The organism is Vibrio bivalvicida (assembly GCF_001399455.2).
Taxonomy (GTDB): domain Bacteria; phylum Pseudomonadota; class Gammaproteobacteria; order Enterobacterales; family Vibrionaceae; genus Vibrio; species Vibrio bivalvicida.
The window spans coordinates 47,497-68,584 of sequence record NZ_LLEI02000023.1 but is presented as its reverse complement, the minus strand read 5'-3'; the positions used below and the strand labels follow the sequence as shown (position 1 = coordinate 68,584).

Genomic DNA, 21,088 nt, shown 5'->3' with positions numbered 1-21,088 from the left:
GAGACACCCTCCCTTAATTTAAGGTATTCACTATGAATGTTCGCGCTGCGGCTGCTAACGTCCTTTTTCAAGTGGTCGATAAAGGCCAATCTCTTTCACACGCTTTGCCAGCGGCTCAAAAGACGATAAGACCACGAGACCACGCTCTGCTACAAGAGATCTGCTACGGCTGTCTACGTTACTTACCTCGCTTAGAGTCGATCACCAATGAGCTGATGGACAATCCACTAAAAGGGAAAAAGCGCGTATTCCACCATTTAATTCTGGTGGGTATTTATCAGCTCAGCTTTATGCGCATTCCGGCTCATGCAGCGGTTGCCGAAACGGTTGAAGGAACAAAAACATTACGTGGTCCAAGCCTACGCGGATTAATCAATGCTGTGTTACGTAGCTATTTACGTGACCAAGAAGCATTAGACGAAAAAGCAACAAGCCACAGTGCGGGCAAATATGGCCACCCAAATTGGTTGCTGAAAATGCTGCAAGAGAGCTACCCACAACAGTGGGAGCAATTGGTTGAAGCCAACAACAGCAAAGCACCGATGTGGTTACGTGTAAACCGTCAGCACCACAGCCGTGATGAGTATCTTGAACGACTAAAAGATGAAAACATTGAATTCAGTATTCATCCTGAAGCTGACGATGCCATAAAATTGGCTTCACCATGTGACGTTACCCTACTGCCTGGTTTTAGCCGTGGTTGGGTATCTGTCCAAGATGCGGCAGCACAACTATCGGTTGACTACCTACAACCACAAGATGGTGAACTTATTCTCGATTGCTGCGCGGCCCCAGGTGGAAAAACCGCACACATTCTAGAGCACACAGAAGACACTGAAGTCGTTGCTATCGATAGCGACGCGAAAAGACTCGATCGTGTTTACGATAATTTAGAACGTTTGCAATTACGTGCAGATGTCATTTGTGGTGACGCACGCTACCCACAAGAGTGGTGGCAAGGTGAGAAGTTTGACCGTATTCTGCTTGATGCTCCTTGTTCAGCAACGGGGGTGATCAGACGCCACCCAGACATTAAGTGGTTGCGTCGCGCTGATGATATCGAAGCTTTAGCTGAGCTACAAAGCGAAATTTTAGATGCCATGTGGCAACAACTAAAACCAGGCGGCACCTTGGTTTATGCAACATGTTCTATTACACCGCAAGAAAACACAGAGCAAGTCAAAGCTTTTTTGGCTCGCACTGCTGATGCCGAGTTGCAAGGCTCTAAGCCCGATAACCCAGGCCGTCAGATTTTACCTGGAGAAGAGGATATGGATGGCTTCTATTACGCTGTCCTAACCAAGAAAGCGTAATGTGTTATGGCGATGACGAGAGTTATCGCCATTTGAGTAGTTAAGCGAGATTAGTGTATGAAAATCATCATCCTTGGTGCTGGTCAGGTTGGCGGCACACTAGCGGAAAATCTAGTTGGCGAAAACAATGACATCACTATTGTTGACCGCAATTCAGATCGTCTGCGCGAGCTGCAAGATAAATACGACTTACGGGTTGTTAACGGCTATGCCAGTCACCCAGACGTATTGAGAGAAGCGGGTGCTCAAGATGCCGACATGTTGGTCGCGGTAACCAATATGGATGAAACGAATATGGCGGCCTGCCAGGTCGCCTTTACGCTATTTAACACACCAAATCGTATTGCGCGTATTCGCTCACCTCAGTACTTATCAGCAAAAGAAGCCCTCTTTCAATCCGGTGCTGTCCCCGTTGATCACCTGATAGCACCTGAAGAGCTAGTTACTAGCTATATTGAGCGCCTGATTCAATACCCTGGCGCACTGCAAGTGGTGAGCTTTGCCGAACAGAAAGTCAGTTTGGTTGCGGTAAAAGCCTACTATGGTGGTCCACTTGTCGGCAATGCACTCTCGGCGCTACGTGAACATATGCCACATATCGACACGCGCGTGGCTGCTATCTTTCGCCAAGGTCGACCGATTCGACCACAAGGAACCACTATCATCGAAGCGGATGATGAGGTCTTTTTTGTTGCTGCCAGTAACCACATTCGCTCAGTGATGAGCGAACTTCAGCGTCTAGAGAAACCATATCGCCGCATTATGATTGTCGGTGGTGGTAACATCGGTGCTGGTCTAGCGCGACGTTTAGAGCAACTCTATAGTGTTAAACTGATTGAACACAGCTACCAACGAGCTGAACAGCTCTCTGAAAAACTAGAGAATACCATTGTGTTCTGTGGCGATGCTGCCGATCAGGAGCTACTTGCAGAAGAGAATATCGATCAGGTCGATGTCTTTATTGCCCTAACCAACGAAGATGAAACCAATATCATGTCCGCCATGCTCGCCAAACGTATGGGAGCAAAGAAAGTAATGGTACTTATCCAGCGTGGGGCGTATGTCGATTTAGTACAAGGTGGGGTGATTGATGTTGCGATCTCGCCACAGCAGGCAACCATTTCGGCATTACTTACTCACGTTCGTCGTGCAGACATCGTCAACGTATCATCACTGCGCCGCGGGGCAGCAGAGGCAATTGAGGCAATCGCTCACGGCGATGAAACAACCTCCAAGGTTGTCGGTCGCGCGATTGGTGATATAAAGCTACCACCAGGCACCACAATTGGTGCTATTGTACGCGGTGAAGAGGTGCTTATTGCCCACGATCGCACCGTTATCGAACAAGATGACCATGTGGTGATGTTCTTAGTCGACAAGAAGTACGTTCCTGACGTCGAAGCCCTATTCCAACCGAGTCCGTTCTTCCTTTAGGCAAGGGTTATGGTCAATTTCCGTCCTGTACTGTTTGTGATCGGGCTAGTGTTATCAAAACTGGCCCTATTCATGTATGTCCCCACCTTGGTGGCTTTTATCACCGGCACTTCTGGTTTTTTGGAGTTTGGTCAGGCTGTCTTGATCACTCATATTGCCGCTTTTGCCTGCCTGAGCATCGGTCGTACTAAAAAATTTAAGCTCAGTGTGCGGGATATGTTCCTTATCACCAGTTTGGTATGGACAATTGCTAGTGCCTTTGCTGCCTTACCCTTTGTTTTTATCAACCATATTAGCTTCACCGATGCATACTTTGAGACCATGTCCGGTATTACCACCACTGGGTCTACAGTATTGAGTGGCCTCGACAATATGGCCCCAAGTATTTTACTATGGCGCTCAATACTGCAATGGTTAGGTGGGATCGGCTTTATTGTCATGGCAGTAGCGGTGCTGCCCATGCTTAACGTGGGTGGTATGAAGTTGTTCCATACCGAATCTTCCGACTGGTCAGATAAAAGTAGTCCGAGAGCCAAAACGGTGGCTAAAAACATTGTCGCAGTTTACTTATCGCTCACCGGATTATGCATTATTGGCTACCTTATCACAGGTATGAATCTATTTGAGGCGATCAACCACGCCTTTACCACCCTATCAACGGGCGGCTACTCCACTTCAGATGGTTCAATGAACCATTTCTCTAATGGCGCACACTGGATTGCCACCCTGTTTATGTTCTTAGGTGGTCTGCCATTCTTGCTATTCGTTGCGGCAGTCAGAAAGCGACGCCTTGATGAACTACTCAAAGACGCACAAGTACGCGGATTTAGTTATCTGTTCTTGTTTAGTAGCTTGATTATTGCCGCTTGGTTGGTTATCCGAGATGGTTATGCGGTTTTGGATGCGCTGCGTGTTTCCATGTTCAACATTGTTTCGGTCGTAACAACAACGGGCTTTGGCTTAGAAGACTTCACCGCTTGGGGCGCTCTACCAACCACTCTGTTTGCATTTCTGATGATGGCAGGAGCCTGTTCTGGGTCAACGGCGGGCGGTATCAAGATCTTCCGCTTCCAAATTGCATTAACCCTTCTTAACAAGCAAATGATGAAACTGATTCATCCATCAGGTGTGTTTGTTCAGCGTTATAACCAACGCCCAGTCAATGACGATATTGTCCGTTCTGTGGTAGCTTTTGGTCTGACATTTTTTATCACCATCATTGCAATTGCAGGTGGCTTAAGTGCCATGGGGCTCGATCCGATTACCAGTATTTCAGGATCGATTACGGCAGTCGCCAATGTTGGACCAGGCATGGGAGCTGTGATCGGCCCAACTGGAAATTTCGCTCCACTACCTGATGCAGCGAAATGGCTACTTAGCCTAGGCATGCTAATGGGAAGGCTAGAAATCCTAACCTTATTAGTACTATTTTTCCCCGCCTTTTGGCGACGTTAAGGAACAATGATGAAACCGACCTTTGGATTACTTTTCTTAATCGCGAGCACAATGAGCTACGCCTCTCAAACCGTAACTCTGGAAGATGGGCGCCAAGTTCTGCTCAATGATGACTTTACATGGCAGTACATCTCACCTTCTGATCCGGTTTCAATCAATGAGAGCGAAACAACACTACCTGCTCAAGTTGCCATTCCTGTGATTGAGAAAAAAACAGCGACTGTCGTGCAGGTTAATAACGATAAGCCAACCTTGCAACTTTCTGACTCTGGTGTCGAAGTGTTGCTTGGTGCTGCCAAATATCAGTCTGGTCAGCTTATCATTCCAACATCTCTCACCAACCAAAGTTCGCAATCCGTAGTCCTAGTGGAAATCGAAGTCGAACTGATAACAGCCTCTGCCAATACTAAGCAAAACGTCAAGATATGGACTTCTATTAAGCGTATGGCCGATACCTATCTAAGACCACAACAAGCGGTGATAGGTAAACCAATTTCATTCGACGTTGAAAAAGAACAGCACTATCAAATTAATGCTCAAATTATTAATATCGAAACCCGTTAAACCGGATCGACATAGAGATAAATAGCAAAGAAGTGACAAGCGCATCCCGCTAAGACAAATCCATGCCAAATTGCATGATTGTAAGGGATGCGTTTTGCAACATAGAAGATGACACCGAGCGAATAGATAACCCCGCCAGCCGCAAGTAACGTGAGCCCCTCTACCGATAAGTTCATCGCTAATTGATAAATCACAATCAAAGATAGCCAACCCATGGTCAGATACGTCACTAACGAAAGCTTTTTAAAACGGTAAACAAAAGCTAACTTCATAATGATGCCAAACAGAGCAATGCTCCAAATCACCACCATCAAGCCGATCGCTAATGGTGTACGTAAACTCACTAGCAAAAAAGGCGTGTAGCTACCAGCTATCAACAAATAGATCGCACAATGGTCAAAGGTTTTCAGTGCTCGTTTGGCTCGTTTATACGGAATCGCGTGATAAAGCGTTGATGCCAAAAACAGTACTATCATGCTGCTGCCATAAATGCTCATACTGGTGATGGTCAGAAGGTCAGCATTGCTCTCGGTCGATTTAAGCAATAGCAATACCAAGCCAACAATACTCAGTACCATACCCAGAGCATGAGTTAGCGTATTGGCGAACTCTTCTTTGGCGCTATATTCAACGGGGCGATTAGCAGACATGCGTGCCCTACTCTGAGTAAAAATGGAATAATTACTCAAGAGTATGGCACATTAAGCTTACACTTGTAAGCTGAAAGTTTTAAAATTTTGGTCACGAATGTGCATCCAAATAAGCAATGACTTGTGCCCCTGCCTCTTGCGCTGAAGTATGCAGCGGTATTTCCAATTGACGCTTCAAATCACCTATGCCCAATAAGCTGGCTAACATGCCTCTTGCTCCTTCGCGATGGCGATCGATCTCAAACCACATTTGCAGTTTGTCATCAGTTCGAAACGCCACCACCTCAAGCTCTCGCCAACGACCGTGAAAAGGCCCTGTAGTTGGAACAAACTCGAACTCCTGGACAAATGGCATAGCAAAACCACTTACCTCTTCACACTCTACCTGACGAATACGCAAACCTTGCCCTTCAAGAGCAGTGAAAATACCATCAAGTAACGGATCTGGTCTAACGGTTAGAATGTCTTTGTCCGTTGGGTCTTTCGCCATCGCAATGTCTAATCCTGTTTCAAGCCATACCTTAGAATCACCTATCGTAACTGGCGTATTCCACGGCACATCAAGCTCAATTTCAAAGTCACGCGTTTCACTAGGATTAATGGTAAAGGCGTAAGGCAGTGACCACTTGGCCAATGCATAGCTCGCAGGGACCCGACGCATACGACCAGCATTGTGCTTATCCTTATCAGGGTTAGCTGGCACTTCTTTGATGTAACGGCAGTAGAGCTTCAAATCAATATTGTCGATCTCTTGCGCTGTCGAGCCACCATATACGTGAATAGTGATATTCACTTTCTGCCCTGGATAAAGAACTTCTTGCTGCAACACGGAATCAACCTTTGCCGATCCAATACCAAAACTGGCCAGGGTTTTCTTAAATAACGACATCAACACCTCCTTGGCACACATGAGACCATTAACTTATTTTCATATTAATCTGGTTTGCTGTCTCACTACTACAGATATCTTCACATAATTGTAGCGAATCGCAATCGATTATATATCGATCAATCCGACTGATAATGCTAATCTATTTATTGATATGCGTGCATATCAGAATTCCTAATTAATTGTTCGGATTGGCGAGAGCCAGAAGAGCCAAACTTCAGCAATGAAGTGCAACTCATAATTAATTAGGCCATTACATTGGCAATGGATATGCCTGACAGTTAGGTAACTGAATGCGCCCAACAACAGTCAGGTTTTCGCACACAAATCGTAGTGCGATGCGCCGCCGTAGTGGATTTATTTCTGCTCCAGTGGCAAAAAAGTCAGCTCCAGCAATGACTTTGGTAGAGAAGACAGCCGTTATGGCCACAGCTCCTGCTAAAGTTATCAAGGCAGCTTAATTAAAAAGCGCAGCGCTGACTGCGCTTTTTTCTTACCTTCATTTCATCTATTTGTTACCTTTAGCAGCAAATCATTATAAAGATTGTGGAGAAAGCCGATGAAATGTCACCGTATTGAGGAGCTATTGGAGCTACTTGAGCCTGAATGGCAAAAAGATCAGGAACTTAACCTGCTACAGATGATCATTAAGCTCGCTCATGAAGCAGGCTATGAAGGTAAACTAGAAGATCTTACAGACGATGTTCTGATTTACCACCTCAAAATGCGTAACAGTGGCAAAGATGAAATGATTCCTGGTCTAAAAAAAGACCAAGAAGATGACTTTAAAACAGCGATTTTGCGTGCCCGTGGTCTGATTGACTAGCACCGACCCGTTTTATTGAAAGCGACCTTTGGTCGCTTTTTTTATGTCCATTTATTAGCAAAGTCAGAAACTGTTAGGTCATTTATTTATAGAACTGTACTGATCTTTGTTGTTAAAGGTTGATAGCCTTAAAGAAATGAAAATGTTATTGCGTATATAATCGCCGTCCATAAGAATTTACTAAAATAGTATTCTCAGATAATAAGTAGCAATGTTTTTAGAGTGAGAGCAATAGAAATCTCACCGTTTAGCTCAAGAAGGAAGCGCAATGAGTCAGGATAAAATCGATATCAAAGATGTGACTCCCAAGACCTTTAACCCCAAAACTCATAAAACCAAAGGAGACAGGTTCAATCCAAGCAACCAAATCTATGTACGTGAAAGTAAAGGAACCTTTCAGAAACTACGTCGCTATGGCGGTTGGTTCTTGTTGGTCTTTTTCGCTCTTATCCCTTGGATTCCCTACGGCGAGCGCCAAGCTATCTTACTCGACTTCGGCAATCAGCAGTTTAACTTTTTCGGCACCACACTATACCCGCAGGACTTAACCCTACTTGCGCTGTTGTTTATGATCGCCGCCTTTGGTCTGTTTTTCCTTACCACTTTCTTAGGCCGTGTCTGGTGTGGTTACTTATGTCCGCAGACTGTGTGGACCTTTATGTATATTTGGTTCGAAGAAAAGCTTGAGGGCAGCGCCAACAAACGTCGCAAGCAAGATTCAGGCAAGCTCACTGCCAATCTAGCTATGCGCAAGGGTGTTAAACACTTGGCTTGGTGGGCAATTGCTCTTGCTACAGGCTTCACCTTTACCGGATACTTTGTGCCAATTAAAGACCTAGTGGTTGGCTTCTTCACCTTTGACGCTGAGTTCTGGCCTGTGTTCTGGGTATTATTCTTTGCAGGTTGTACTTACGCTAATGCTGGCTGGATGCGATCGATTATGTGTATTCACATGTGCCCATACGCTCGCTTCCAATCGGCCATGTTCGACAAAGATACCTTTATTGTTGGTTACAACAGCCAGCGTGGTGAATCGCGAGGGCCACGTTCTCGTAAAGCCGATCACAAAGCACTCGGCCTTGGTGACTGTATTGACTGTGACCTGTGTGTTCAGGTTTGTCCAACAGGTATCGATATTCGTGACGGCCTACAGTACGAATGTATTAACTGTGGTGCCTGTATCGATGCTTGTGACAAAACCATGGATCGTATGGGCTATGAAAAAGGCTTAATCAGCTACACCACAGAACATCGTTTATCAGGTAAACATACTAAGGTCGCACGTCCAAAGCTACTTGGCTACGGTGCGGTACTGTTAGTGATGATCGGCCTATTCTTTGTTCAAGTTGCCAGTGTTGATCCTGCGGGCTTAAGTGTCCTACGTGATCGAAACCAACTGTTTAGGGTAAATGGCTTAGGTGAAATTGAGAATACCTACACCCTTAAGGTCATTAATAAAACCCAACAAGAACAAGAGTATAAACTCAGTGTTGAAGGTCTGACCGACGCTTCTTGGTATGGTAAACAGACCATTCAAGTTGAACCTGGTGAAGTACTTAACCTGCCAATGAGTTTAGGCGTCAATCCTGACAATCTCAGCTCTCCTGTTTCAACAATTCAGTTTATACTGTCCGATAGCGAAGACTTCACGATTGAAGTAGAAAGCCGCTTTATCAAAAAGCTTTGAAGCGCTCTACTCACGGATATGGAAAGAGGCTCAGCAATGAGCCTCTTTTATTTTATGACACAGCAAGCATTTAACTTTGATGCGTTAACACCTGACTTTATGTGGTATGCCCTCGAAAGTATTGGTATTCGCGCAGAGTCCGGCTTTTTAGCGCTAAACAGCTACGAAAACCGCGTCTACCAATTTACTGACGAAGAGCGCCAGCGTTATGTGGTTAAGTTTTATCGCCCAGAGCGTTGGGGCTTAGAGCAAATCCAAGAGGAACATGATTTTACACTTGAGCTGATCGAGTCTGAGATTCCTGTTGCTCCCCCTGTAATAATTAATGGTCAGACACTACACCAATATCAAGGCTACCTATTTGCCTTGTTTGAAAGTGTTGGCGGACGCCAGTTCGAAGTCGATAACCTAGAGCAACTTGAAGGCGTTGGGCGCTTTTTGGGTCGTATTCATAAAGTCGGCTCGAAGCAAGTTTTCCAACACCGGCCAACCATAGGGCTCGAAGAGTATGTCTACCAGCCGCGCAAGTTGCTTCAGCAGTCTCAATTTATCCCAATGCATTTAGAGAACGCTTTTTTCAACGATCTCGATTTGCTGATTAAGTCTCTGGAAAACCATTGGAATGATTCTACTGACTTAATTCGTCTGCATGGTGATTGTCATCCGGGCAATATTCTTTGGCGCGATGGCCCTATGTTTGTCGACCTGGATGACTCACGTAATGGTCCAGCGATCCAAGATTTGTGGATGCTGCTTAATGGTGAACGTGCCGATAAATTGATGCAGCTTGATATCATTTTGGAAGCCTATGGGGAATTTAATGATTTCAATAGCAATCAATTGAAACTAATCGAGCCATTGCGCGGTCTACGTATGGTGCACTATATGGCATGGTTAGCAAAAAGGTGGCACGATCCGGCATTTCCGCTCGCTTTCCCTTGGTTCAATGATCCAAAATACTGGGAGAGTCAGGTACTTGCTTTTAAAGAGCAAATTTCGACACTGGATGAACCCCCACTTTCACTCATGCCACAGTGGTAAGAAAATCGACAATATGGAGTCAAGAATGAAAAAGCTGTTTGCACTAGTCGCCACATTGATGTTGAGCCTATCCGCTCACGCAGCGCAGTTTACCGAAGGTCAGCACTACAAGGTGCTAGACTTAGAAGCATCAAAAAAACCAATGGTGACTGAGTTTTTCTCTTTCTACTGTCCACACTGTAATAGCTTCGAGCCAATTATGGCGCAGCTAAAGACCAAGCTACCTAAAGACGCTAAGTTCCTGAAGAACCATGTCTCTTTTATGGGTGGAAGTATGGGTGAGTCGATGAGTAAAGCTTACGCAACCATGATCGTACTCAAAGTCGAAGACAAAATGACACCGATACTGTTTAATCGTATTCACAACATGCGTAAGGCTCCCAAAAATGATCAGGAGCTACGTCAGATCTTCTTAGATGAAGGTGTTGATGCGAAGAAGTTTGATGCTGCCTTTAACGGTTTTGCGGTAGATTCCATGGTTCGCCGCTTCGACAAACAGTTTAAAAACAGTGGCTTATCTGGTGTTCCAGCGCTTATTGTTAATAACAAGTACCTAGTCGAAGCCAGCTCAATCAAATCAATGGATGAGTACTTTGCGCTAGTCAACTACTTGCTAACTTTGAAGTAAGCAACCAAATACAAGTAAAGGGAGCAAGCGCTCCCTTTTTTAATCTTATGTTTGTACGGTCTGCTGATCTAATTACTTATCTTGGTGCACTTGTTTTAGCAACTGATCTTTTTCCTGCCAAACATTGCCTAACCATTGCTGGAACTGGCGTTTATAGGGCTTATCATTAAAGTAATCACCCTGAACTTGCTCATCAACTGGCAGGACTTTAGTGCGAACAACTATCTTAGTCACTCTTCCCATCAGGGCATCCTTAAACGGCTTATCTGTATTTTCAGGGTAAGCCAGTGTGACATCAATGATACTGTCAAACTGATCGCCCATAGCTGCCAAAGTATAGGCGATACCACCTGTTTTAGGCTGGAGAAGATACTGGTAGCCAGCTTTACTCATGCGCTGCTTTTCTTCAGTAAAACGCGTTCCCTCAACATAGTTCACAACTGTGGTTGGCGTATGTTTGAACTTAGCACATGAACGACGAGTAGTTGCCAGGTCCTGGCCGCGTTTTTCTGGATGACGAATCAGATATTCACGCGAGTAACGGCGCATAAAGGGCATATCCAGTGCCCAACAAGCCATGCCAATAAAAGGGACATACAGTAACTGCTGCTTTAAAAAGAACTTAGGCATAGGAATACGATCTTTGAACACGCAACACAGTACCACAATATCTGTCCAGCTAAGGTGGTTACTGATCATTAAGTACCAACCATCTTTTTGCAGTTCATCACCACCTTGAATATCCCACTCAATTCGGTTCGAAACGTTGAGAATGGTAGAGTTTACCGTCGCCCAAAGCCACATAATCTTATTGGCAAACTGGGTACCTTTTGCTTTAAGTGCAGTACCCGGCAAAACAAACTTCAAAATGGCCACAATACAAATTGCAATCGAGCAAAATGCTGAGTTTAAGATGACCAAACTAATATTCAGTACAAGGAGTAAATGTGCCAACATACGCTTTATAAGTGAGACTTAATTAAAAATTTATAAACATTCATTTATGAATAATAAGACAGCGTGTAATTATACAAGCCATTGGAAAGTTTGAAACTAATCTAACTATGGTCAGAGTTGTTTACTCGCTCTTCGACCTAAAGGCAATCAGTCACTAGGTTTACACCATGGAGAACACATAATGACACCAAAACCAACCCTTATCGCTTTTGCTGTATTGAGCACAACGCCTGCTATGGCACAACTCTCTGATTCAGCAGGGCTCAGCGGTGAGATTTCACTAAGCTCAGGTTATACCTCAACGACGTCGAACTTTAATACCGACGCCAACGCCACCATTAGCGACAATAGCCAAAAAGGTGAGAGTGATAGTAATGTTATGGTGTTTCCTTTAGGTAGCCTTGCCTACACCTTCGGTAGCCAACTCGACAAACAGTTCTATGTTGGTACATCGCGTGAAGATATTGCTGTCGGTACATTAGCGTTAGAAATAGGTTATAAGCAACAACTGGCCAATGGAACAGTGATTGATGCCTCTTTCCTACCGACCATTATGTCGGGGGAGACGTGGGCTGATCCATTCCAAACTAACTCTGCGCGTAGCGTCACCGACGAAAAAGGTAATGCTTATCGTGTCAAATTTAGCAATATAGCTAACTCTGGATTTAGTCTAGATACCGCATACGCGGCAAAAGATATCGAGAATGAGCGCTCTGGATTAGACTCTGATTATGTATCGTCAGCAGGCTTACTCGAACGAGATGCTACATCGATTTATGTAAAAGGTGATTATAAGCTGCACCTCGATCGCGCTACCTTCTTAGTTCCATCCCTCACTTACATTAAAACTGATGCCGACGGCGATGCTAACTCTCTCACCTCTTGGGGCGGCGAGCTTTCGCTATTTAAAGTCATCAATCATCATCAATTCGCACTTACTGCAGGCTACACCAGTAAGAGCTATGATGCTTCACACCCTATCTACAGCAAGGTTCGTGAAGATGACGATTTTAGCTTATTCGCCGCATACGAGTATCAACAGTTTATGGGCTGGCAAAACTGGTCATTAATCTCGTTTGCTGGCTATAGTCAAAGCGACTCAAACATCGATTTTTACGACGAAGATCAGATGATTTTCTCGGTAGGTGTTAACTACAAGTTCTAATTTCACTAGCCCGCAATATGCGGGCTATTTTTATACTGCCTGCGCGGTCAACTGGCGCAGCAATCTATCCATGGCGCGATAACCTAATGCTTCCGCAATATGATTACGTTCAATATGGCTTGCCCCCTCTAAGTCAGCAATAGTACGCGCAACCTTAATGATCCGATGGTAAGCACGAATAGATAGACCTAATCGATGCAATGCGGTTTCCAAAAATTGAGCATCTTGCTTATGCAGTGGACAATAACGTTCTATTTCTCGACTGCCGAGCAAAGCATTAACTTTACTCGCCCGTGACAGCATTTTCTCTCTTGCCACTAGCACTCTCTTACGCACAATCTGGCTAGACTCTCCCCTTTCACCACCTTCAGCTAATGTCCCCTTTGGTAACGCTGGAATTTCCAGCGACATATCAAAACGATCAAGTAATGGACCAGATAAACGGCTTAAATAACGCAGAATAGTTTGCGGATTGGCTCGCGATTGGTTGCCTTCATAATAACCTGTTGGGCTTGGATTAAGCGCGCCAACCAATTGAAACCTTGCAGGAAAACGAGTCTTACCTTGCGCGCGGGAGATAATGATCTCCCCTGACTCTAGCGGTTCTCGCAGTGAATCCAACACTTTGCGTTCAAATTCGGGCATTTCATCAAGAAACAATAACCCATTGTGAGCCAGTGAGATCTCCCCCGGTCTTGGTATTGAACCGCCGCCAACTAAAGCTGCCATTGAACTTGAATGATGCGGGGCGCGAAAAGGACGCAGCTTCCAGTTGTGGGCATTGATTTCTTGTTGAGTGAGCGAGGCCACCGAGGCAGATTCTAGAGCCTCGCTATCCGACATATCAGGCAATAAGTCGCACAAACGCGACGCAAGCATGGTTTTGCCTGTACCAGGAGGACCAAGAAAAAGCAGGTTGTGATTGCCCGCCGCTGCAATCTCTAACGCCCGCTTGCCTTGTTGCTGACCAATAATGTCTTGCAGATCCCGCTGGCTACTCGGCTCTGCACTCACTTGCGCTGTCTGATGGAGTGAAAGTTTGTTCTGACCACATAAATCAGCACATACTTCGAGTAGACTTTGCGCTGATTTGTGTCTCTCGGCGCCCACTAAAGCGGCCTGATCACCGTTATGGTGAGGCACCACTAGGCTACGCTGGGCACGATTAGCCGCCAATGCTGCTGGTAACACCCCTTTTACCCTTCTTAACTCACCCGACAACGCAAGCTCTCCTACAAACTCCTGATCGCTAAGTTCATTAACTGGAATTTGCTCAGAAGCTGCCAAAATGCCCAATGCGATAGGTAGGTCGAAGCGGCCACCTTCTTTTGGCAAATCGGCCGGGGCGAGGTTGACCGTGATACGTTTAGCTGGAAATTCAAAACGTGAGTTGATGATGGCACTACGCACCCTATCGCGTGACTCTTTTACCGTGGTTTCGGGTAGTCCAACCAAAGTGAATCCCGGCATGCCGTTACTAATATGCACTTCAACCGTAACTTCAGGTGCTTCGACCCCGACACAGGCTCGGCTATGAATGATGGCTAAACCCATACTAGGCTCACTATTTGCTTGTACATTATTTATCCCCCTGATAGTTCATCTATTTTGTTATCAAGGTTGTTATATAGCGTGGCAAGATGCTGAAAGAATGTGAAAAAAGAATGACTTTTTGCTTGTCATGCAGCGGAATTGTATGTTACCACTAGAGACGCAAACATTTTCGTGCCCTATTCGGCATAAATAACTAAAGAAATAACAATGAATTTTAACGCCCGCATTAACGCACTGATTGTCCTGATTATCGTGGTCATTATTGACACCGCGCGGGGTAGAGTGGGCGAAAAATAACCACAGATTCAAAAAAACCCCCGCACTGAAAAGTCCGGGGGTTTTTTACAATTAGTACGCTGAAAAATTGGCAGACATTAAATAAAGCTCAGAAAACAAGAGCCGTAGGAAGAATGGGAGCGCACATGACGTGCAACACAACACAAGATAAGAATATGCGTAAAGGGGGCTCACAATGACAGGTGCCGAGTTAGTCGTTGCTGCCCTTAAGCAGCAAGGAATTAAAACTGTATTTGGTTACCCAGGCGGTGCCATCATGCCAATTTACGATGCCCTCTATGATGGTGGCGTCGAGCACATTCTATGTCGACATGAGCAAGGCGCAGCAATGGCGGCGATAGGTATGGCTCGCTCAACTCAAGACGTCGCCGTTTGTATGGCAACCTCGGGCCCTGGAGCAACCAATTTAGTGACGGGTCTAGCAGATGCCTTTATGGACTCTGTCCCGCTAGTTGCAATCACAGGCCAGGTCGCAAGTTCTCACATCGGGACTGACGCTTTCCAAGAGATCGATGTCATCGGTATGTCGCTAGCCTGTACTAAACACAGTTATCTAGTTACAGATATCAATGAACTGGCACCAACCCTAGCCGAAGCATTTGAAGTCGCAAAAGCAGGTCGCCCAGGTCCTGTTATTGTTGATATCGCAAAAGATGTGCAGCTTGGGCAAGCTCCTGTAAATCTTCTTCCTCCGGTTTCACCGCCTGCAATGCCAGTTGCAAACCAAGATGATATCGCTAAGGCTCAAGAGCTGCTTTCTCAAAGCACCCGCCCAGTGCTTTATGTCGGTGGCGGAGTACAGCTTGGTCACGCAACTGATTCGGTTAGAGAATTCTTACGTTTAAATCCGATGCCTTCAGTAAGTACCCTTAAAGGCCTAGGTACTATTGAACGTCATGACGCTCACTATCTAGGTATGCTCGGCATGCACGGCACTAAAGCCGCTAACCTAGTAGTCCAAGAATGTGATTTGCTGATTGCTGTTGGTGCGCGTTTTGATGACCGAGTAACAGGCAAACTCGACACCTTCGCGCCAAACGCTAAGGTAATCCATATTGATATCGACGCTGCTGAGATTCACAAACTTCGCCAAGCTAATGCACCTGTTCGCGGGGAAATCCCCACCGTTCTTCCTCAGTTAGAGCTAACCCAAGATATAACACCTTGGGTTAAACATAGTGAGAGTCTGCGCAGCGGGTTCAAATGGCGTTACGACCACCCGGGCGATCTTATCTATGCTCCTGGTCTACTTAAGCAGCTATCTGATCTTATGCCCGACACTTCGATTGTTTCTACCGATGTTGGTCAACACCAAATGTGGGCAGCTCAGCACATTCAGCCACGCGAACCACAAAACTTCATTACCTCTGCTGGCCTAGGTACGATGGGCTTTGGTCTACCAGCTGCAATGGGGGCTGCGGTTGCTCGACCTGATGATCAGTCTATTCTTATCACAGGTGATGGTTCATTTATGATGAACATCCAAGAGCTAGGTACGCTGAAGCGCCGTCAAATTCCGGTGAAAGTGGTGCTACTTAACAACCAGCGTTTAGGCATGGTTCGCCAATGGCAATCACTTTTCTTTGATGGTCGCCATAGTGAAACCATCCTTGATGACAACCCTAATTTTGTAATGCTAGCTAAAGCCTTTGATATCCCTGGAAAAACGATCACCAAGAAAGAAGAAGTTGAGCCAGCTCTTAAAGAAATGCTAGAAAGTAAAACATCATACTTGCTTCATGTTCTAATCGACGAAGAAGAAAACGTATGGCCGCTTGTACCACCTGGTGCATCAAACAGTGACATGCTGGAGAATACCTAACATGGAAAGATATCTAATCGACATCAAAGCGGACGACAAGCCAGTACTGTTGGAACGTGTTCTTCGCGTAGTACGTCATCGTGGATTTACGGTTAAGCAAGTCGCTGGGACACAAAACCACGCAAGCAAAATCGCCAGCGTTGAAATCATCGTTGACAGTGATCGCCCTATTTCATTTCTCACCAACCAAATAGAGAAGCTTTGGGACGTGCGCACTGTTGAGGTCACGCAGATTGCAAGTGACGAACTCCCTAATAACAACCTACAACAAAAGATTTGTGCATAAGGAAGACAATAATGGCTACAAAAACAGCAGACTACATTTGGTTTAACGGTAAATTGGTTCCTTGGGCAGAGGCAAACGTGCATGTTTTGACGCATGCAATGCACTACGGAACTTCTGTATTTGAAGGTGTACGCTGCTACAACACCCCAAAAGGACCAATTGTCTTCCGCCATCCAGAGCACGCAAAACGCCTTAAAGATTCAGCAAAGATTTACCGTTTCCCAATTCCTTACACTGTTGAGGAAATCATGGAAGCGACACGCGAAACGCTGCGTCAAAACAAACTCGATAGCGCTTATATCCGTCCACTGGGCTTTGTCGGTAACGTCGGCTTAGGTGTGTGCCCACCGGTTGGCACTGAGATGGATCTAATCATCGCGGCTTTCCCTTGGGGCTCTTACCTAGGTGAAGAAGCACTAGAGAAAGGTGTTGATGCGATGATCTCAAGCTGGAATCGCGCGGCACCAAACACTATCCCTACAGCGGCAAAAGCCGGTGGTAACTACCTATCTTCACTACTTGTTGGTGGTGAAGCTCGTCGTCACGGCTACGATGAAGGTATTGCACTCAGTGTCGATGGTTACCTATCTGAAGGTGCTGGCGAAAACATCTTCGTGATTAAAGATGGTGTTATCACTACGCCACCAGCAACCAGCGCAATCCTACCTGGTATCACTCGCGATTCAATTATGACTATCGCTCGTGATCGCGGTTATGAAGTGCGTGAAGCAAACATTGCGCGTGAAGCGCTTTACCTAGCAGACGAAGTCTTTATGACAGGTACTGCAGCAGAGGTCGTTCCTGTTGCAACTATCGATAAGATTGAAGTCGGCAGCGGCAAACGTGGCCCAATCACCAAAGAGCTCCAAGAAGCTTACTTCGGCCTATTTAATGGCACCACAGAAGATAAATGGGGTTGGCTAGATTACGTTTACCCACAAGACGCAGACAAAGCTTAAAAAGCACCGGCAAATATAGGAAGTAACACAATGCCAAAATATAGATCAGCAACCACAACACACGGACGCAATATGGCCGGTGCGCGCGCCTTATGGCGTGCCACGGGCGTTAAAGATGAAGACTTCGGTAAGCCAATCATTGCCGTAGTAAACTCGTTTACTCAATTTGTACCAGGCCACGTACACCTAAAAGATATGGGTCAGTTGGTTGCAGGTGAAATTGAGAAAGCAGGCGGTATCGCTAAAGAGTTCAACACCATTGCAGTAGATGATGGAATCGCGATGGGGCACGGCGGTATGCTTTATTCATTGCCATCACGCGAACTGATTGCCGACTCAGTCGAGTACATGGTTAACGCACACTGTGCCGATGCTATGGTGTGTATCTCAAACTGTGACAAAATCACTCCGGGAATGCTAATGGCGTCAATGCGCCTCAACATTCCGGTAATCTTCGTTTCTGGCGGCCCAATGGAAGCGGGTAAAACCAAGCTTTCTGACCAACTGATCAAACTCGACCTTGTTGATGCAATGATCCAAGGTGCTGACCCGAAAGTATCCGATGAGCAAAGCGAGCAGATTGAGCGCAGCGCATGTCCTACTTGTGGCTCTTGCTCTGGTATGTTCACAGCCAACTCCATGAATTGTCTAACCGAAGCGCTGGGTCTGTCTCAACCAGGTAATGGTTCAATGCTGGCAACACACGCCGACCGCGAAGAGCTATTCATCAATGCTGGTAAGCGTATCGTTGAACTGACGCGTCGTTACTACGAGCAAGATGATGAATCGGCTCTGCCACGTAATATTGCTACTTTCGATGCGTTCGAAAACGCCATGGCGCTAGATATCGCAATGGGCGGTTCAACCAACACCATTTTGCACCTACTAGCCGCAGCGCAAGAAGGCGACATTGATTTCGATATGGATGACATTGATCGCCTATCTCGCCAAGTTCCACACCTATGTAAGGTAGCCCCTTCAACTCCGAAGTACCACATGGAAGACGTGCACCGCGCGGGCGGTGTAATGGCGATTCTTGGTGAACTGGATCGCGCTGGCCTACTACACAATGATGCCCGCACTGTGCTTGGTGTTTCGATGAAGGAGCAGCTCGCCAAATACGACATCATTCAAACTGAAGATGAAGACGTACTCAAGTTCTTCCGCGCAGGCCCTGCAGGAATTCGCACCACTAAAGCCTTCTCGCAAGATTGTCGCTGGGACCGCCTTGATGACGACCGTGTCGAGGGTTGTATTCGAACTAAAGATAACGCCTTTAGCCAAGAGGGTGGCCTAGCGGTACTGTCGGGTAACATCGCGCTAGATGGCTGTATTGTTAAGACTGCGGGCGTCGATGAAAGCATCCTTAAGTTCACAGGCCCTGCCGTAGTATTTGAAAGCCAAGAAGATGCGGTTGAAGGCATCTTGGGCGGTAAAGTCAAAGCAGGTGATGTGGTTATTATCCGTTACGAAGGTCCTAAAGGTGGTCCGGGCATGCAAGAAATGCTCTACCCAACCACTTACCTAAAATCTATGGGTCTAGGTAAAGAGTGTGCGCTACTGACTGACGGTCGTTTCTCTGGTGGAACATCGGGGCTTTCAATTGGCCACGCTTCTCCAGAGGCAGCCAACGGCGGTGCAATCGGCTTGGTTAAACAGGGCGATATGATCGCGATTGATATTCCAAACCGTTCCATTTCTTTACAAGTTTCAGAACAGGAACTTGCTGAGCGCCGTGCAAAACAAGACGAGTTAGGCTGGAAACCAGTTGACCGTCAACGTGAAGTTTCATTTGCACTTAAAGCGTACGCAAGTATGGCAACCAGTGCTGACAAAGGTGCAGTACGAGATAAATCTAAGCTAGAGGGCTAGCTTATGACTCTGACCAACCAAACTGGCGCAGATTATCTGCGCCAGATATTAAGAGCTCCAGTCTATGAAGTGGCAACTGTAACACCACTTCAGGAAATGCCTCGCCTTGCGGCACGTATTGGTAATAATGTGCAGATCAAACGTGAAGACCGCCAACCGGTTCACTCGTTTAAATTGCGCGGTGCTTACAACATGGTCGCAAGCCTAAGTGATGAGCAAAAAGCAGCGGGAGTTATTGCTGCCTCTGCAGGCAACCACGCTCAAGGTATGGCGCTATCAGGTACTAAACTGGACATCAAGACCACCATAGTAATGCCTAAAACTACTCCAGACATCAAAGTCGAAGCAGTTCGTGGGTTTGGTGGCAACGTTGTATTGCATGGTAGTAATTTTGACGAAGCGAAAGCAGAAGCTGAGCGCCTGTCTGTTGAACACGGCTATACCTTTGTCCCACCATTTGATCACCCGTTGGTGATTGCGGGGCAAGGCACCATAGGTATGGAGATGTTGCAGCAAAATGGCCATCTTGATTACATCTTTGTTCCTGTTGGTGGCGGTGGTCTAGCGGCTGGAGTTGCAGTGTTAGTCAAACAACTGATGCCTGAAATTAAAGTTATTGCGGTAGAGCCTGAAGACTCCGCTTGTTTAAAAGCAGCATTGGATGCCGGAGAACCAGTCGTTCTGGATCAGGTGAGCATGTTCGCCGATGGTGTGGCGGTGAAACGAATTGGTGAAGAGACGTTCCGCTTATGTCAGAAATACATTGATGGCCATATTTCGGTCTCAAGCGATGAAATCTGCGCTGCAGTAAAAGATATCTTTGAAGACACTCGCGCCATTGCCGAACCTTCCGGTGCGCTGGCTTTAGCGGGCTTGAAGAAATTTGCCGAGCAAAATGGACTGAAAGGTAAAAACCTAGCGACGGTTCTTTCTGGTGCTAACACCAACTTCCACGGACTACGTTATGTTTCGGAACGCTGTGAACTGGGTGAGAAGCGTGAAGGTCTACTGGCCGTCACCATTCCTGAGCGACAAGGGGCATTCTTTGAGTTCTGTAATCTGATTGGTGGCCGAGCAGTAACTGAATTTAACTACCGTTATAGCGATGACGCATTAGCCAACATCTTTGTCGGTGTACGCTTGCAAGGTGGTCAAGAAGAGCTGGAGAACATCATTCATGACTTGCGTGATGGTGGCTACCCTGTGGTCGATCTTTCTGACGATGAAATGGCTAAGCTGCACGTGCGCTACATGATTGGTGGCAAACCCTCGAAGCCACTTAAAGAACGTTTGTACAGCTTTGAGTTCCCAGAATACCCAGGAGCACTGCTTAAGTTCTTGAGCACACTGGGAACACACTGGAACATCAGCCTGTTCAACTACCGTAACCATGGCGCGGATTATGGCCGCGTGCTGTGTGGCTTTGAGCTAGATGAATCAGACTTATCCCGCTTCTCCGCTCACCTACGCGAACTGGGTTACCAGTGTAAGGATGAAACCGACAACCCGTCGTACAAATTCTTCCTTTCTTAATCCAGATACCTAAGCCCTTAACCCCCACGATTAAGGGCTTTTGTTATTTGTAACCCTCAATCTATCTCCCTTGCTTATACTTTAGTCAAAATGCGTGATGCGCATAGATACAATGCTAAAGTTTCATTTTTGTCATATCCAATTTGGATCTACACT

19 protein-coding genes are annotated in these 21,088 nt (G+C 46.1%); 15 read left to right on the top strand and 4 right to left on the bottom strand.

The genetic code is table 11. The features are described from left to right. Positions 1-32: 32 nt before the first annotated feature. The 4 genes from rsmB to APB76_RS08975 are packed head-to-tail and all read left to right on the top strand — an operon-like array spanning position 33 to position 4,766. Complete coding sequence (rsmB, locus tag APB76_RS08990; RefSeq protein WP_054963323.1) at positions 33-1,313, top strand: 16S rRNA (cytosine(967)-C(5))-methyltransferase RsmB; 1,281 nt, start codon at positions 33-35, stop codon at positions 1,311-1,313. 57 nt (positions 1,314-1,370) lie between these two features. Next, the gene (gene trkA, locus APB76_RS08985; protein WP_049844565.1) at positions 1,371-2,747 is read left to right on the top strand and encodes a Trk system potassium transporter TrkA; all 1,377 of its coding nucleotides are present in this window, start codon (positions 1,371-1,373) and stop codon (positions 2,745-2,747) included. Positions 2,748-2,756: 9 nt separating this feature from the next. Further along, complete coding sequence (locus tag APB76_RS08980) at positions 2,757-4,202, top strand: TrkH family potassium uptake protein (RefSeq protein ID WP_054963322.1); 1,446 nt, start codon at positions 2,757-2,759, stop codon at positions 4,200-4,202. Positions 4,203-4,211: 9 nt separating this feature from the next. Then, complete coding sequence (locus tag APB76_RS08975) at positions 4,212-4,766, top strand: DUF3157 family protein (protein WP_054963321.1); 555 nt, start codon at positions 4,212-4,214, stop codon at positions 4,764-4,766. Here the strand turns inward: APB76_RS08975 and trhA are convergent. Together trhA and APB76_RS08965 are read right to left on the bottom strand one after the other, a co-directional pair. Beyond that, a complete protein-coding gene (trhA, locus tag APB76_RS08970) occupies positions 4,763-5,416 on the bottom strand; it encodes a PAQR family membrane homeostasis protein TrhA (RefSeq protein WP_049844562.1) in 654 nt (217 codons plus the stop codon). The genes APB76_RS08975 and trhA overlap by 4 nt on opposite strands. A gap of 91 nt (positions 5,417-5,507) precedes the next feature. Beyond that, a complete protein-coding gene (locus tag APB76_RS08965; protein WP_049844561.1) occupies positions 5,508-6,305 on the bottom strand; it encodes a sporulation protein in 798 nt (265 codons plus the stop codon). 293 nt (positions 6,306-6,598) lie between these two features. Between APB76_RS08965 and APB76_RS23095 the strand changes: the two genes are divergently transcribed. The 5 genes from APB76_RS23095 to APB76_RS08945 all read left to right on the top strand — a co-directional run bounded on the left by APB76_RS23095 (position 6,599) and on the right by APB76_RS08945 (position 10,487). Further along, complete coding sequence (locus APB76_RS23095; protein ID WP_167350315.1) at positions 6,599-6,766, top strand: hypothetical protein; 168 nt, start codon at positions 6,599-6,601, stop codon at positions 6,764-6,766. Positions 6,767-6,864: 98 nt separating this feature from the next. Next, entirely contained in the window at positions 6,865-7,131 is a 267-nt protein-coding gene (locus APB76_RS08960) for a YihD family protein (RefSeq protein WP_049844560.1), read from the top strand. Between the two features lie 268 nt (positions 7,132-7,399). Beyond that, entirely contained in the window at positions 7,400-8,818 is a 1,419-nt protein-coding gene (gene ccoG, locus APB76_RS08955) for a cytochrome c oxidase accessory protein CcoG (protein WP_054963320.1), read from the top strand. 54 nt (positions 8,819-8,872) lie between these two features. Then, entirely contained in the window at positions 8,873-9,859 is a 987-nt protein-coding gene (locus APB76_RS08950) for a serine/threonine protein kinase (protein ID WP_054963329.1), read from the top strand. Positions 9,860-9,884: 25 nt separating this feature from the next. Further along, entirely contained in the window at positions 9,885-10,487 is a 603-nt protein-coding gene (locus APB76_RS08945; RefSeq protein WP_049844558.1) for a thiol:disulfide interchange protein DsbA/DsbL, read from the top strand. A gap of 72 nt (positions 10,488-10,559) precedes the next feature. Here APB76_RS08945 and APB76_RS08940 read toward each other — a convergent pair whose 3' ends face one another. Further along, entirely contained in the window at positions 10,560-11,444 is an 885-nt protein-coding gene (locus tag APB76_RS08940) for an acyltransferase (protein WP_074181701.1), read from the bottom strand. A 181-nt stretch (positions 11,445-11,625) separates the two neighbouring features. Between APB76_RS08940 and APB76_RS08935 the strand changes: the two genes are divergently transcribed. Beyond that, on the top strand, positions 11,626-12,609 hold the full coding sequence (locus tag APB76_RS08935; protein WP_054963319.1) for a DUF2860 domain-containing protein: 984 nt from the start codon (positions 11,626-11,628) through the stop codon (positions 12,607-12,609). Positions 12,610-12,639: 30 nt separating this feature from the next. Here the strand turns inward: APB76_RS08935 and APB76_RS08930 are convergent, their stop codons facing one another. Further along, positions 12,640-14,163 carry a YifB family Mg chelatase-like AAA ATPase gene (locus APB76_RS08930; protein ID WP_054963318.1) on the bottom strand — a complete coding sequence of 508 codons (1,524 nt, stop codon included), beginning with the start codon at positions 14,161-14,163 and terminating at the stop codon, positions 12,640-12,642. Positions 14,164-14,635: 472 nt separating this feature from the next. Here APB76_RS08930 and ilvG point away from each other — a divergent pair, with 472 nt between their 5' ends. From ilvG to ilvA, 5 genes are read left to right on the top strand one after another with little or no spacing between them, the layout of a single operon-like run. Beyond that, a complete protein-coding gene (ilvG, locus tag APB76_RS08925; protein WP_054963317.1) occupies positions 14,636-16,282 on the top strand; it encodes an acetolactate synthase 2 catalytic subunit in 1,647 nt (548 codons plus the stop codon). A gap of 1 nt (position 16,283) precedes the next feature. Next, on the top strand, positions 16,284-16,568 hold the full coding sequence (gene ilvM / locus APB76_RS08920; RefSeq protein WP_049844553.1) for an acetolactate synthase 2 small subunit: 285 nt from the start codon (positions 16,284-16,286) through the stop codon (positions 16,566-16,568). 11 nt (positions 16,569-16,579) lie between these two features. Continuing rightward, positions 16,580-17,527: a branched-chain-amino-acid transaminase gene (gene ilvE / locus APB76_RS08915; protein WP_054963316.1), complete on the top strand. Its 948-nt coding sequence runs from the start codon at positions 16,580-16,582 to the stop codon at positions 17,525-17,527. Positions 17,528-17,557: 30 nt separating this feature from the next. Beyond that, the gene (ilvD, locus tag APB76_RS08910) at positions 17,558-19,399 is read left to right on the top strand and encodes a dihydroxy-acid dehydratase (RefSeq protein WP_054963315.1); all 1,842 of its coding nucleotides are present in this window, start codon (positions 17,558-17,560) and stop codon (positions 19,397-19,399) included. A 3-nt stretch (positions 19,400-19,402) separates the two neighbouring features. Further along, positions 19,403-20,932, top strand: coding sequence for a threonine ammonia-lyase, biosynthetic (gene ilvA, locus APB76_RS08905; protein ID WP_054963314.1), 1,530 nt, complete (start codon positions 19,403-19,405; stop codon positions 20,930-20,932). Positions 20,933-21,088 lie beyond the last annotated feature (156 nt).

Coding starts and splice junctions, on each gene's coding strand:
- rsmB (WP_054963323.1), top strand. CDS start 33: ATGAATGTTCGCGCTGCGGCTGCTAACGTCCTTTTTCAAGTGGTCGAT.
- trkA (WP_049844565.1), top strand. CDS start 1,371: ATGAAAATCATCATCCTTGGTGCTGGTCAGGTTGGCGGCACACTAGCG.
- APB76_RS08980 (WP_054963322.1), top strand. CDS start 2,757: ATGGTCAATTTCCGTCCTGTACTGTTTGTGATCGGGCTAGTGTTATCA.
- APB76_RS08975 (WP_054963321.1), top strand. CDS start 4,212: ATGAAACCGACCTTTGGATTACTTTTCTTAATCGCGAGCACAATGAGC.
- trhA (WP_049844562.1), bottom strand. CDS start 5,416: ATGTCTGCTAATCGCCCCGTTGAATATAGCGCCAAAGAAGAGTTCGCC.
- APB76_RS08965 (WP_049844561.1), bottom strand. CDS start 6,305: ATGTCGTTATTTAAGAAAACCCTGGCCAGTTTTGGTATTGGATCGGCA.
- APB76_RS23095 (WP_167350315.1), top strand. CDS start 6,599: ATGCGCCCAACAACAGTCAGGTTTTCGCACACAAATCGTAGTGCGATG.
- APB76_RS08960 (WP_049844560.1), top strand. CDS start 6,865: ATGAAATGTCACCGTATTGAGGAGCTATTGGAGCTACTTGAGCCTGAA.
- ccoG (WP_054963320.1), top strand. CDS start 7,400: ATGAGTCAGGATAAAATCGATATCAAAGATGTGACTCCCAAGACCTTT.
- APB76_RS08950 (WP_054963329.1), top strand. CDS start 8,873: ATGACACAGCAAGCATTTAACTTTGATGCGTTAACACCTGACTTTATG.
- APB76_RS08945 (WP_049844558.1), top strand. CDS start 9,885: ATGAAAAAGCTGTTTGCACTAGTCGCCACATTGATGTTGAGCCTATCC.
- APB76_RS08940 (WP_074181701.1), bottom strand. CDS start 11,444: ATGTTGGCACATTTACTCCTTGTACTGAATATTAGTTTGGTCATCTTA.
- APB76_RS08935 (WP_054963319.1), top strand. CDS start 11,626: ATGACACCAAAACCAACCCTTATCGCTTTTGCTGTATTGAGCACAACG.
- APB76_RS08930 (WP_054963318.1), bottom strand. CDS start 14,163: ATGGGTTTAGCCATCATTCATAGCCGAGCCTGTGTCGGGGTCGAAGCA.
- ilvG (WP_054963317.1), top strand. CDS start 14,636: ATGACAGGTGCCGAGTTAGTCGTTGCTGCCCTTAAGCAGCAAGGAATT.
- ilvM (WP_049844553.1), top strand. CDS start 16,284: ATGGAAAGATATCTAATCGACATCAAAGCGGACGACAAGCCAGTACTG.
- ilvE (WP_054963316.1), top strand. CDS start 16,580: ATGGCTACAAAAACAGCAGACTACATTTGGTTTAACGGTAAATTGGTT.
- ilvD (WP_054963315.1), top strand. CDS start 17,558: ATGCCAAAATATAGATCAGCAACCACAACACACGGACGCAATATGGCC.
- ilvA (WP_054963314.1), top strand. CDS start 19,403: ATGACTCTGACCAACCAAACTGGCGCAGATTATCTGCGCCAGATATTA.